Source organism: Serratia proteamaculans (assembly GCF_008830365.1).
Classification (GTDB): Bacteria; Pseudomonadota; Gammaproteobacteria; order Enterobacterales; family Enterobacteriaceae; genus Serratia; species Serratia proteamaculans.
In genome coordinates this window covers 1,191,827-1,204,974 of record NZ_WBKI01000001.1, presented here as the reverse complement: position 1 = coordinate 1,204,974, position 13,148 = coordinate 1,191,827, and the positions used below count along the sequence as shown (strand labels likewise).

At 59.5% G+C, this 13,148-nt stretch carries 12 protein-coding genes; 6 read left to right on the top strand and 6 right to left on the bottom strand.

Translation table 11 applies throughout. The annotated features are described in order from the left end of the window. Positions 1 to 8: 8 nt before the first annotated feature. The 5 genes from F8R23_RS05735 to F8R23_RS05715 are packed head-to-tail and all read left to right on the top strand — an operon-like array spanning position 9 to position 5,596. On the top strand, positions 9 to 1,697 hold the full coding sequence (locus tag F8R23_RS05735) for an ABC transporter substrate-binding protein (RefSeq protein WP_151415375.1): 1,689 nt from the start codon (positions 9 to 11) through the stop codon (positions 1,695 to 1,697). 48 nt (positions 1,698 to 1,745) lie between these two features. Then, a complete protein-coding gene (locus F8R23_RS05730) occupies positions 1,746 to 2,702 on the top strand; it encodes an ABC transporter permease (protein ID WP_129934343.1) in 957 nt (318 codons plus the stop codon). A 2-nt stretch (positions 2,703 to 2,704) separates the two neighbouring features. Further along, the gene (gene opp4C, locus F8R23_RS05725) at positions 2,705 to 3,655 is read left to right on the top strand and encodes an oligopeptide ABC transporter permease (RefSeq protein WP_129934344.1); all 951 of its coding nucleotides are present in this window, start codon (positions 2,705 to 2,707) and stop codon (positions 3,653 to 3,655) included. Then, the gene (locus F8R23_RS05720) at positions 3,652 to 4,638 is read left to right on the top strand and encodes an ABC transporter ATP-binding protein (RefSeq protein ID WP_151415374.1); all 987 of its coding nucleotides are present in this window, start codon (positions 3,652 to 3,654) and stop codon (positions 4,636 to 4,638) included. The genes opp4C and F8R23_RS05720 overlap by 4 nt, the downstream gene beginning before the upstream one ends. Continuing rightward, complete coding sequence (locus tag F8R23_RS05715; RefSeq protein WP_129934346.1) at positions 4,628 to 5,596, top strand: ABC transporter ATP-binding protein; 969 nt, start codon at positions 4,628 to 4,630, stop codon at positions 5,594 to 5,596. Before F8R23_RS05720 ends, F8R23_RS05715 begins: the two co-directional genes overlap by 11 nt. Before the next feature lies 1 nt (position 5,597). Here F8R23_RS05715 and F8R23_RS05710 read toward each other — a convergent pair whose 3' ends face one another. Continuing rightward, the gene (locus F8R23_RS05710) at positions 5,598 to 6,572 is read right to left on the bottom strand and encodes an alpha/beta hydrolase (RefSeq protein ID WP_129934347.1); all 975 of its coding nucleotides are present in this window, start codon (positions 6,570 to 6,572) and stop codon (positions 5,598 to 5,600) included. A gap of 243 nt (positions 6,573 to 6,815) precedes the next feature. Between F8R23_RS05710 and F8R23_RS05705 the strand changes: the two genes are divergently transcribed. Further along, positions 6,816 to 7,742 carry a glycosylasparaginase gene (locus F8R23_RS05705; protein ID WP_129934348.1) on the top strand — a complete coding sequence of 309 codons (927 nt, stop codon included), beginning with the start codon at positions 6,816 to 6,818 and terminating at the stop codon, positions 7,740 to 7,742. 9 nt (positions 7,743 to 7,751) lie between these two features. Here the strand turns inward: F8R23_RS05705 and F8R23_RS05700 are convergent, their stop codons facing one another. From F8R23_RS05700 to F8R23_RS05680, 5 genes are all read right to left on the bottom strand, one after another. Continuing rightward, entirely contained in the window at positions 7,752 to 8,744 is a 993-nt protein-coding gene (locus tag F8R23_RS05700; protein WP_218165667.1) for a LacI family DNA-binding transcriptional regulator, read from the bottom strand. 61 nt (positions 8,745 to 8,805) lie between these two features. Further along, complete coding sequence (locus F8R23_RS05695; protein WP_112349711.1) at positions 8,806 to 9,939, bottom strand: ABC transporter ATP-binding protein; 1,134 nt, start codon at positions 9,937 to 9,939, stop codon at positions 8,806 to 8,808. Further along, complete coding sequence (locus F8R23_RS05690; RefSeq protein ID WP_151415372.1) at positions 9,939 to 11,348, bottom strand: leucyl aminopeptidase family protein; 1,410 nt, start codon at positions 11,346 to 11,348, stop codon at positions 9,939 to 9,941. The genes F8R23_RS05695 and F8R23_RS05690 overlap by 1 nt, the downstream gene beginning before the upstream one ends. 3 nt (positions 11,349 to 11,351) lie before the next feature. Beyond that, complete coding sequence (locus tag F8R23_RS05685) at positions 11,352 to 12,185, bottom strand: carbohydrate ABC transporter permease (protein ID WP_129934350.1); 834 nt, start codon at positions 12,183 to 12,185, stop codon at positions 11,352 to 11,354. Further along, positions 12,175 to 13,116, bottom strand: coding sequence for a carbohydrate ABC transporter permease (locus tag F8R23_RS05680; protein WP_099064317.1), 942 nt, complete (start codon positions 13,114 to 13,116; stop codon positions 12,175 to 12,177). The genes F8R23_RS05685 and F8R23_RS05680 overlap by 11 nt, the downstream gene beginning before the upstream one ends. Between the last annotated feature and the right edge of the window lie 32 nt (positions 13,117 to 13,148).

Sequence of the window (13,148 nt, the reverse complement as noted above, 5' to 3'; positions counted from 1 at the left end):
GGCAGTGGGTGAGAAAAATAAAAAATAATATAAACAGACTGTTGCAAAAGCGACTGGTGCCGTTGGCGCTGGCCAGTGCGATAGGCCTTTCATTCAGTGTTCAGGCGGAAACGCTGGCGGAAGGGATCACTCCGGCGAGCGATGCCAGTTTGGTGCCGGCGGCAGCCAAGCTGCGCAAAGACACCGTAGTGGCCGGTATCCTCGAGCCGCAGGGCAATTTTAACCCTTATCTGTTCACCAACGGTTGGGACGAAAACGTCACCGACGTGATCTTTACCCGGTTGATTGGCCTGGACAGTGAAGGCAAACCGGTAGCGCGCCTGGCGGAGTCCTGGCAGGTCAGCGCGGATAATCTGGTTTATACCATCAAACTGCGCCCTAATCTGGCCTATAGCGATGGTTCACCCATCAAGGCGGAAGACATCGCCTTTACCCTGACGCTGCTGCATGACCCCGCCTATGACGGTGATACCGACATTGCCCCGGCGCATATTCAGGGTGGGGCGGAATACAAAAACGGTACTGCCCCCGCTATCAGCGGGTTGAAGGTGATTGACGATCGTACTCTTCAGATCACCACCACCCAGCCGGGCGCCACCACCCTGTTATTGATTGGCGGGCCGGTGCTGTCGAAAGCCTACTACGGCAAGGATTACCAGCGCGGCAAGCTGGAGAGCGTGCGGGCGCTGAATGGCAAGCCGTTGGGCAACGGCCCTTATATTTACGACAAATACATACCGGGGCAGGAGATCCGTTTTCACGGCAACCCGAACTTCTACCTCGGCCCGCCGGCGGTGGCCCGTTTTATTTACCGGGTGACCAACCCTGCCACCAACTTCCAGCTGTTTCAGACCGGTGAAACCGACTATGACGCCTTTACCTCCAAGCCGGACGATATTGAGCAGTTGAAGCTGTTGGGCTTCGCCAATATCAACCTGTACAGCTCCAGCGACTACAGCCGGGTGGACTTCAACTTTAAGCGCCCGGCGTTGCAAGATGCGCGCGTACGTCAGGCGTTGATCTACGGGCTGGATCGCCAAAAATTGATCACCGTGGTGTATCAGGGATACGGCACGGTGGCGAATCAGCCCATATCTCCCGTTTCCTGGGCCTATGATCCGCAAGGCATCAATCCTTACGCTTATGACGTCAACAAGGCGAAGCAATTGCTCGATCAGGCCGGCTGGAAACCGGGTGCCGACGGCATTCGCCAAAAAGACGGTAAAAAACTGGAACTGACGCTGCTGGTGACAAAAAAGCTGCTGAATGACGCCCTGGTGCCGATCGCCAAAGACAACTACCGGCAGATTGGCGTGCTGTTAAAGCCACAGGTGTTGGATTTCAACGCGTTGCTGGCACAGCGCAAGGCTGGGAATTATGACCTGGCGTCGCTCAGCACCAGCGGGCTGAATGACCCGCATGACGGGGTGCGCGACTTCATCAGCCAGGTGAGTGAAACCGGCTATCACAACCCGCAGGCAGACCAGTTGATCGGTCAGGCTAACGCCACGCTGGATATCGGGCAGCGCAAACCGCTGTATCACCGGCTGTATCAGGTGCTGGCGGAAGACCCACCGGTGATCCTGCTGGGTAACCGCAAAGTGCTCAGCGCCAGCAGCGCCCGCGTCACCGGCTTTAAACCGGATGTCTACAATGGCCTGACCGGCAGCCTGCCGGACGTCAAACTGGCTCAGTAACGGCAAGGTACCGCCGCGCTCCTCCGTGCGGCGGTAATGGAAAACACCATGAGAAATTTTATCCTGCGCCGCCTGCTGCAAACCCTGCCGATGCTGCTGCTGGCATCACTGCTGATTTTCTTTATCTTCGCGCTGACGCCCGGCGATTTTATTGACGGCAACATTAACCTGACGCCGCAGCGCGCCGCCGAATTACGTGCGCTGTACGGACTGGACCAGCCACTGATGATCCGCTATTGGCACTGGCTCGGCCAACTGCTGCAAGGCAATCTCGGTTTTTCGCTGCAGTACCAGATCCCGGTCAGCACCTTGTTGAATCAGTACATCTGGAATTCGTTCCTGCTGGCTTCGGTCGCCCTGGTGCTGTACTGGGGCATTGCGCTGGCGGTTGGCGTGGCTTCGGCGATGAAACCCTATTCGCTGTTCGACCATCTGGTCACGGTGGCGGTGTTCGGCGCCATGTCATTTCCGACCTTTTTCCTTTGCCTGCTGCTGATCAAATGGTTTGCCGTCGATCTGCATTGGCTGCCGGCGGGCGGCATGCTGCGCACCGGCAGCGAAGCGACCGGACTGGCCTGGGTGGCAGAGGTGGCGGCGCACCTGTTGTTGCCGGTGCTGGCACTGGTGATGCTGCAGGCCGGCACCCTGACGCGCTATTTCCGCGCCAGCATGCTGGACGTGATCCGCATGGACTATATCCGCACCGCACGCGCCAAAGGCCTGAAAGAAAAAACGGTGATCGTCAAACACGCGCTGCGCAATGCGCTGTTACCGATCATCACGCTGCTGGGCTTTGAATTACCGGCGCTGTTTTCCGGCGCGCTGATCACCGAAAAAATCTTCAACTGGCCTGGGGCGGGGCATATCCACATTGACTCGCTGGCCGCACGTGACTATCCGGTGCTGATGGGCTTCACGCTGTTTCTGGCGGTGCTGACCATTTTGGGCAATCTGTTGGCGGACATTCTGTACGCCTATGCCGACCCACGAATTCGTTTGAGGTGAACATGTTGGCAACGCTGTTTTTTGGTCGCCGTCGCCGCTGGCGGCAGGCGCAACTTCCGGCGCTGGCGCAACTGTCGCCGCCCCCGACCGCTCAGGCCTGGCAACGGCTGCGGCGTCACCGGCTGGCGATGGCCTCGCTGCTGTTGCTGCTGATATTGGCGGTGCTGTGCCTCTTTGGGCCGATGCTGTCGCCCTGGCAGGACGATGCCGGGGATGCGTTGAACATCAATCAGGCCCCGAATGCGGCGCACTGGCTCGGCACGGATTTTCTTGGCCGCGATATTTACACCCGCCTGCTGCTGGCGGGGCGCATCTCACTGACCATCGGTCTGGTGTCGATGCTGCTGTCCGTCACGCTCGGTTACCTGCTGGGGGCGCTGTCTGGCTATTTGGGCGGTATGGTGGACAAGCTGATCATGCGCTTTGCCGATCTGTTGATGACCATCCCCAGCCTGCCGCTGCTGATCATTATGGGGGCGATGTTGTCCGAGCTGGACGTCTCGCCGGATTACCGCATCTATATGGTGATGATTATGCTCAGCCTGCTGGGCTGGCCTTCATTGGCGCGGCTGGTACGCGGCCAGATCCTGTCGCTGCGCGAACGCGATTTTATGCTGGCAACCGAAGTGCTGGGGCTGTCCACCCGGCGGCGCCTGTTTGGCCATCTGTTGCCGAATACCATTCCCATCCTGGTGGTAGTGGCGACCATGGGCGTTGCCAACGCCATTCTCAGTGAGTCGGCACTCAGCTATTTGGGGCTGGGCGTTGTGCCGCCAACGCCGTCGTGGGGCAACATGATGGATGCTGCCAACAGCCTGATCGACTTTCAGCGTCGTCCCTGGTTGTGGATGCCGCCGGGCCTGGCGATTTTTATCACCGTGGTGGCGATCAATATTCTGGGTGACGGTCTGCGGGACGCGCTCGATCCGAAAATGAACGGAGTAAAACCATGAGCCGCCCCCTGCTGGCTTTTAATCAACTGTCGGTGGCCTTCAATGGTGAGCAGGGCCGGGTGCAGGCGGTGCAGCACCTGAGTTTTGAACTGCATGCCGGACAGACGCTGGGGGTGGTCGGCGAGTCCGGCTGCGGTAAAAGCGTCACCGCCATGGCGCTGATGGGGTTATTGCCGCAGCCGCTGGCACAAATTGACGGTGGTGAAATCCACTTCGACGGTCAGGATTTGCTGAAGCTGCGACCGCCGCAGATGGCCGATCTGCGTGGCAACCGGTTGGCGATGATTTTTCAGGAACCGATGAGCGCGTTGAACCCGGTGCTGACGATCGGCGAACAGCTGGTGGAACCGCTGATCCGCCATCGCGGTACTTCGCCGAAGGTAGCATGGCGTGAGGCGACGGCGCTGATTACCGAGGTTGGGTTGGCGCGCGCGGAACAGTTGATGACCAGCTACCCGCACCAGTTTTCCGGCGGCATGTTACAGCGCATTATGATTGCCATGGCCATCAGCTGTCGCCCGGCGCTGTTGATTGCCGATGAGCCGACCACCGCGCTGGACGTCACCGTGCAGGCGCAGATCCTGGCACTGCTGCGTGAGCAGACCCGTAAAAATAACATGGCGATGATGTTGATCACCCACGACCTTGGCGTGATTGCTCAGATGACCGACCGGCTGGTGGTGATGTACGCCGGACGGATAGTCGAGCAGGGGGGGACGCGTGAGGTATTGGCTAACCCCCAGCACCCTTACACTCAGGGGCTGATGGCTTCACGGCCGGTGGCCGGGCAGCGGCGGCGCAGGTTGTATTCGATCCCCGGTCAGGTGCCGGATCTGGCCAAGCTGCCGGACCATTGTGCGTTTGCCGATCGTTGTGCCCAGGCCAGTGCGCGCTGCCGCGACGGCATTCCGCCGTTGTATGGCACATTGCAGCGTCAGTCGGCCTGTTTTCTGAATGCGGGAGGGCGTATTCATGTCGGTTGAGTGGTTAGTGGAAGTCAAAGGCTTGAAGAAGCATTTTCCGCTGCGGGAAGGCCTGTTCGGCCGGACCACCGGGCAATTGCGGGCAGTGGATGACGTCAGCTTCGGCATTCGAAAAGGCACGATTTTCGGCCTGGTGGGCGAGTCCGGCAGTGGGAAAACCACCGTTGGTCGCACGCTGCTGGGGCTGCATGACAAAACCGCCGGTGAGGTGCTGTTCAAGGGACAGGCGTTGGATGCGCTCAGCCCACGACGGCTGCGTGAGATGCGCCCGAAGATGCAGTTGGTGTTTCAGGATCCCTACAGTTCGCTGAATCCGAGGATGCGCATTGGCGATGCGATTGGTGAAGCCCTGTTGCAACATGGGCTGGCGCAGAAAAGCGAACTGCGTGATCGGGTGATCGACACCATGAAGATCTGCGGGCTGTCGGCGCATCACTACGGCCGTTTTCCGCATGAGTTTTCCGGTGGTCAGCGGCAGCGCATCGGTATTGCGCGCGCGCTGATCCTGCAGCCGGAATTTATTGTCGCTGACGAGCCGATTTCGGCGCTTGATGTCTCAATACAGGCGCAGATCATCAACCTGTTTTCCGATCTTCAGGAGCAGCAGGGGGTGACCTTCCTGTTTATTTCGCACGATCTCGGGGTGGTGGAACACCTGTGTCAGGACGTGGCGGTGATGTATCTCGGCCAGATTGTCGAGAGCGCAGACCGCGACAGCCTGTTTCGCCAACCGCGTCACCCTTATACTCAGGCGTTGCTGGCGGCGGTGCCCAGTCTGGATCCGCAACGCCAACCGCAGGTGATGGCGCGGGGTGAACTGCCTAACCCGGCGCAACCGCCGCAGGGTTGTCGTTTTCATCCGCGTTGTCCGCAGGCCACCGCACAGTGCCGGGAACAGGCCCCGGCGTTACGTACGGTGGCTACGGGGCATCGGGTGGCCTGCCATTATGCCGATTAACCTAGGCCAGATAATGCTTCAGCGCCCGTCCGGCCTGGTGGATGGCGGAATGCACCGCCGGCACATGGGCAATGGGGTTCAGCAGGCCATAATCGTGGATCAGGCCGTTATAGCGGGTGGAAGTGACCTCTACCCCGGCGGCATTCAGCAATCGGGCATAGGCCTCGCCTTCGTCGCGCAGCACGTCCAGCTCGGCGGTCTGCACCAGGGCCGGTGGCAGGCCTTTTAACTGTTCCAGCGTGGCATTGAGCGGTGAGGCGTAGATCTCTTTGCGCTGGGCTTTATCGGTGGTGTAGTTGTCCCAGAACCACTTCATCATGTTGCGGGTCAGGAAGTGGCCTTCGGCGAACTGGTGGTAAGACTCGGTATCAAAGCTGGCGTGCGTTACCGGCCACAGCAGGATCTGCGTGCGCAGTGCCGGGGTGCCTTTCTCTTTGGCCATCAGGCTGACCACCGCCGCCATATTGCCGCCGACGCTGTTGCCGACTACCGCCAGCCGGGAGCCGTCGACGTTGATTTTTTCGCCGTATTCCGCCACCCACTCGGTGGCGGCATAGGCCTGATTGATGGCGGTGGGATAATGAGCTTCCGGTGACGGGGTGTAGTTAACGAACACCGCTGCCGCGCCGGAACTGTAAACCAGATCGCGCACCAGCCGTTCATGGGTAGGGAAATCTCCCAGCACCCAGCCGCCGCCGTGGAAGAACATAAATACCGGCAGTGCTTCCTTGACCTTGGCCGGTCGCACGATGTGCAGCAGGATGTCCTGCCCCTCGACATGAATGGTTTTCTCGCTGATTTCGACCTCGTGCAGCGGCACTTCGACGCTACGCTGCGCGCCTTCCAGCACCTTACGTGCCTCTTTCGGCTTCATCTGTTCCATCGGCTTGCCGCCCCCGGCATTCAACGCATCCAGAAAAGTACGGATATCGTGCTGAGCGGCGGGTTGGGTTGGGTCTACAGTTTTCTTGGACATCATGGCTCCTCATGCGCTTTTCGGTCGAGATCACAGTGTAGTTGAATGGTGCACGTTTGCTGGCCCGGCAGCACGTTGAGAAAAAGCGTGCCACGCCACGCTTTTTGCCGCCTGAGTTTGACTTTTCAGCGAGGCGAAGATACTTTTTAAACTCCAATGGAACACGTGTTCCATTGGCACTGAACACCGGAAATCCCGGTGCCTCTCTTTGGGCGCTCAACGCCGTGCGGGAAACAAAATCCTATGATTGTGATTGCAAACTCTGAAGGACATCCGGGGATCGGTCTGTCGGCCGAACGGCTGCAGCAGGGGCACAATGGCCTGCGCGCTATCGTTGACGGCATCAAGCTGGTGGAGCTGGATCCGAGCGTGCGCACCGTGGGTTATGGCGGCTGGCCCAACGTCCTGGGCGAGATGGAGCTGGATGCCTCGGTGATGGACGGCGACAGCTTGCGCACCGGTGCGGTAGGGGCATTGCAAGGGTACCTGCATCCAGTGGAGGTGGCTTACCGGGTGATGAAAGATCTTAACCACGAGATCCTGGTCGGTGCCGGGGCGGCTCGTTTTGCTGCCGAAATTGGCGCACTGGCGGGCGACAACCTGATTGCCGACTCCAAACGCGTGTGGTGGGAAAAGCTGGAGCAGGCGATGAGCGCGGCACAGCGTCGTGACTGGCCGAATATTCCGCTGGCCGGGTTGTCGAATAACGCCACCGATCCCGAGCGAGTGCGCGATACCACGGTGTTCTTGGCGCAGGATGGCGGGGGCACCCTGAGTGCGGCTACCTCTACCTCTGGCTGGGCATGGAAATACCCGGGCCGCTTGGGAGACAGCCCAATCATCGGCAGCGGTTCCTATGCCGACAGCCGCTATGGGGCCTGCGCCTGTACCCACACCGGGGAAATGACCATCCGTTGCGGTACCAGCCGTGCCGTGGTGTTGTATATGAAGATGGGCATGACGCTGGATCAGGCGGTGTATGAAGCGATAGAGGATTTGAACTACCTGAAGGACGGTTACACCGAAGGGGTGACTATCCATGCCGTCGATAAACACGGCAACCACAAGGTGGTAAGCCTCAACTGCCCCGGTCCGATCCAATATTGGCTGTGGCAAAGCGGCATGGCGGCACCGGAATTACGCGATGCCGAGATCATTACCACCCGCTGAAAAGCGGGGTTAACAGGAGGCGCGAACCACCAGTTCGGTGGGGATGGCCACCTGCTGCGGCGCGGCCTGCGGGCTGCTGCTGCGTAATTCTATTAGTTGCACAATGGCGGCGATCATCGCGCTGATATCCCGCCGCACCGAGGTCAGTTGATAGCTCGGCCAGGCGGCCATCGGGATATCGTCAAAGCCGTAGACCGCGACGTCTTGCGGGATCCGCAACGACGTATGCAAACGAATATAATCCATCACCCCCATTGCCATGGAATCTGCGGTGCAGAAGATCGCCTGCGGGGCCGGCTGTGCCGCCAGTAGCTGCGGTGCCAGCTTGAAACCACTCTGGTAGCTGTAATCCCCGCTGAGCTGGGCCACGATCTGCAACTGTTGCTGTGCCGCCTGGGCTAAGAAGGTCTGCTGCCGTAGCTGTTCCCCTTTGGCGCTGCTGCGCCCGCCAAGCACCGCCACCCGCCGCTGACCTTTTTGCGCCATCAGCGCCGCCAGTTGTTGCAGGCTGGGGGCCTCGTCGGCGTTGAGCGCATCGCACAGGGCGTCACCCGCCAGGCCGTTGAGCATAATCGGTGTGGCAATGCGGAACAGATCCTTCGCGGCGCGGGCGCTGATGTTGTCGGCGAACACCACGGCAGAATCCACGTGATAGGAAATGGTTTGTTTCAGGTAGCCGGCCGGATCTGCGATGCCTTCCAGCCGGATCATCACCGCCTGTCGGTTGCTGTTTTGCAGTTGTTCCACCAAACGGTCGAAAAACTCCAGATCGGACAGGTCATGAAAGTGGTTAACCACCACCGCGACAAAGCCGGTTTTTCCGGTGTGCAGGCTCTGGGCGATGGCGTCCGGCGCGTAGCCCAGTTGGCTGGCGACGCGCATTACCAGTTCACGGTTCTTCTGCGACACCCGGCCCTGATTGGAAAAGGCGCGGGAGACTACGGTGCGTGAAACACCGGCAACGCGGGCGACATCGTGAGAGGTGACTTTTTTAATCGGCATGGGGCGAATACTCAACGGAAAACAGGGCGCTGCGGTAGGGGCGCGCAGCGGTGATAGGATCTCACAGAACGCCGGTCGGTAACACCGTTTCCCCGCGCGGCGCCAGCCGTTCGCCCGTTTGCGGATCAAAAAAGTGCAACGCGGTGGTATCCAGCGTCACCGCCAGCGGTTGCCCTTGTGAGTGCTGCAATTGAGTATGCTGTTTCACGATGTACTGCGCGCCGTTGTCACCCTGCACGAACAGGTTGTTCTCCGCCCCCAGATTTTCACTGTACACCAGCGTCCCGCTCAGATGCGGCTCCGCCAGCGGCGCGCTGATGCTACAGGCTTCCGGACGACACCCCAACGTCAGCCAGGCACCGTGCAGAGGGCTCAGCGCCGGGAAGTCGGCTGCCGCCAGCGGCAACACCAATCCCGAATCGCCCTGCAGCACAATCTGCTCGCCCTGAACCTGTACCTGTACCTCAAACAGATTCATCTGCGGTGAGCCGATAAACTCGGCGACAAAACGATTAACCGGCCGGTGATAAAGATCCAGCGGCGTGCCGATTTGCTGCACTTTGCCCTGGTTCATGATCACTACTTTGTCTGCCATGGTCATCGCCTCCACCTGATCGTGGGTGACGTAGATGATGGTGGCGCCGATCGCCTTGTGTAACGCCGATAACTCCTGACGCATGCGGTTGCGCAGTTTGGCATCGAGGTTGGACAGCGGCTCATCGAACAGGAACACCTTGGGTCGCCGGACAATCGCCCGACCGAGTGCCACCCGCTGGCGTTGGCCACCGGACAACTGACCGGGTTTGACCTGCAGGAACTCGCTCAGGTGCAGCATTTCGGCGACCGCGGCAATCTGGCTGGCGATCTCCGCTTTGGCCATCCCTTTGATTTTTAGCGACAGCGCCATGTTCTCGTACACCGTCATGTGCGGGTACAGTGCATAGCTCTGGAACACCATGGCGATATCACGGTATTTGGGCAGCACCTCGTTCATGCGTTCGCCGTCAATCCGCAATTCGCCGGAGGACAGGGTTTCCAACCCGGCGATCATGCGCAGAGTGGTGGATTTGCCGCAGCCCGATGGGCCGAGCAGCACCACAAACTCACCTTTCTCCACCTGCAGATTCACGTCGCTGGCGGCCTGATAGCCGTTGTCATAACGTTTGTTGATATCAAGCAGTTCTACGTAGGCCATCAGTGCTCCGTTTCGGCAAGCAGGGAACTCAGCCGTGCCAGCAACAGCACGCCGAATGAGGATGCGCCGTTGGCGTACAGCTTACGGTGCGGCATATCGGTCGACATGGCGGCGATGTCCAGGTGTGTCCAGCGTTGACCCGGTTGCACGAACTCACTGATAAAGGTCGCCGCCACGCACGGGCTGCCGTGTGGATCTTCGCCACCGTGGCGGTAGTCGGCAAATTCAGACTTCAGCACGCCGCGATACCAGCCGCCGTGCGGCATCGGCCACACCGGTTCTGCGCTGACCTGGCCCGCCTGGGTGACCTGCGCCAGAAACGCCGGGTCGTTGCCCATCATGGCAGCATATTCCTTGCCCAACGCCACGCCGGCACCGCCGGTCAGGGTGGCGATATCCAGCAGATAATCCGGCTGGAAGCGTTGCTGGGCATAGCTGATCACGTCCGCCAGCACCATGCGGCCTTCGGCGTCGGTGGAAATGATCTCCACCGATTTACCGTTGTGCATAGTGACAACGTCACCAGGCCGTTGGGCACGGGAAGAAGGCATGTTTTCCACCAGCCCGCACAGGCCAATGACGCGGATGGGTAATTGCAGTGCGTCGATAATGCGCATGGCGCCCACCACCGCGGCGGCACCGCCCATATCGAACTTCATGGTGCTCATGCGTGCCGCGCCTTTAATGCTGATGCCGCCGCTGTCGAAGGTGACGCCTTTGCCGACCAGCGCCAGCGTGTGTCGGGCGTTGGCCGGATGGTGATCGAGGATCAGCAACTGAGACGCACGGGCGCTGCCCTGGCCCACCCCGAGCAGGCCGCCAAAACCCAGTGCTGACATTTGTTCATCCCCCAGCACTTCCTGGCGCAGGTGGCTGAACGGCAGTTGGGCTACCGCTTCCACAAAGCTTTTCGGGTAGAGAATATTGGCCGGTTTGTTCATCAGCTCGCGACCAATGATCACCCCCTCAGCATGCAGATTAGCCCAGTCGCACAGCGCTTGGGTGGTCGCATCCTGGCTGTTCAGTGGCTGGGTGGGGTCGGTGAGCTTCGCACTGTCGTGATGCTGATAACGATAAGCCCCCAGGCGCAGGCCGAACAGCAGCCAGCGCCAGCTCTCGGCATCTGCCGGCCGCTCTGGCGTTAGCGTCAGGCGTAGCTGCTGCAAGCCGAAATCTTTTTGTCCGGCTGCGATAATGGCCCCGGCGTCCTGCAATGCGGCGGGGGTCAGTGGCGTGCCGATATTGAGAGCAAAACGACTGTCACCCAGCGGATAAAGCGTGCCGACCGCTGCCCGTTGCAGACCGGCATTTTGCAAGGTGGCAGGCAGTGCGTCCTCCGCAGTGGCAAACAGGATCACTTGCTGGCGCTCAGCGGTGCTGTGATCGCGGTAAATATCGATTGATTGCATAAGTTACCCTTTGACCGCCCCACGGGTGAGGCTCTCCATCATTTGTTTGGAAGAGAAGATAAAGGCGATCAGCAGCGGCACGATCGCCAGGAAACTGCCGGTCATCACCAGATTCCACGGCGTGGCGGTGGCGCCGCTCAGGCTACGCAGCACCAACTGTAGAATTTGTTTGTCCGGCGACTGTAACGCTACCAGCGGCAGCATAAAGTTGTTCCAGGTATCGACCACCACCACGATCGCCACCGTCAGCAGCGCCGGACGCATCAGCGGCAGGCCGATACGCAGGAAGATCTGCAGTTCGTTCAGGCCATCCATACGCGCGCTGTCGAGGATTTCGCTGGGCAGTGAGGAGCTGACGTACTGGCGTACCAGGAAAATACCAAAGATGTTGACACCGGCCGGTAGCCAGACGGCGGCGAACTGATCCAGCAGGCCGACGCTTTTGATCACGAAGAAATAGGGCACCAGGTTGACCACGCTGGGGACCATCATGGTCAGCATCAGGGTGGTGAACAACACCTTCTTGCCCTTGAACTGATAAACGCTGAAGGCGTAACCCGCGGCGGCGGACACCAGTACGCTGGTCAGGGTCGCCATGGCGGTGACATACAGGGTATTGATCAGCGAGCGGGTGAAGGGCACCTGTTGTTCCAGCCCTAGGTAGTTTTCCAACAGGTGGCTGCCAAAGCGCAGCGACATGCCCATGATGCTGCGGGTGTCCTGCGTTGCCAGCAAGGCCGACCAGTAGAACGGGAACAGTGACAGTGAAGCAAACAGCGAGACCAGCAGGTAGATCACCAGCTTGCCGGTGTCAAAACGGCGTCCGTTAGCGTTCATCTTTTAATCCCCCGCGATTGCCAAAGCCCCAAAATACCAGTGCGCTGACCACGGCTATCAACAGGAACAGGATCCAGGATATTGCCGAAGCGGTGCCCATATCCAGATAGGACCAGCCGGTTTTATACACGTACATCGACACCGTCAGGCCGCTGTTGTCGACGCCGCCGGTCCCTTGCGTCAGGATCATCGGTTCATTGAACAGCTGCATATTGCCGATCAGCGTCATCAGCGTGGCGAAGAAGATAAAGGGTGCCAACAGCGGCAGGGCGATATAGCGGAATTTCTGCCAGCGGCCGGCGCCGTCCAGTTCAATCGCTTCGTACAGGTCCGGTGAGATCGACGCCAGGCCAGTCATGTAGATCACCGTATTGATGCCGGTAAACTTCCAGGTCACCTGATTGGCGATGGTGAAGCGGATCCAGTCACTGTCAAAAAAGTTGATCGGCAAGGCGGCTGCCAGTGCGCCAAGATGCAGCCTGGTCGCCAGCCCGCTGAGCAGTTCGTTGACCATGCCGACCGGGGAGAACAGGTTGAACACTATCAGGCTGACGGCGACAGAAGAGGTGATGTAGGGCAGGAAGATCGCCGCCTTCAAAAAGCGTCTGCCCCGCACGATGATGTGCAGCAATGAGTAGGCCAGAGTGATGGCGAACAAATGCTGGCACAGACCGGACACCAGCGTAATTTTGATGGTGTTGACCAGCGACACCCAGAAGGCATCGTCGGTGAAGGCATAGTAAAAATTATCCAGCCCGACAAACTTCATCGAACTGAGGCCTTTTACCGGGTTCCACGACTGAAATGACAGAAACGCCGAGAAGAAGATCGGGAAGGCGTTGAACACCGCAAACAGCAGCATAAACGGCAGCAGCAGCAGGTAGGCGGTGCGGTGATCGTGCAGCAGCCCTTTGAAAAATCGCTTACGCATAGACTCCCCGAACCGACGGAAACATAAAGTCG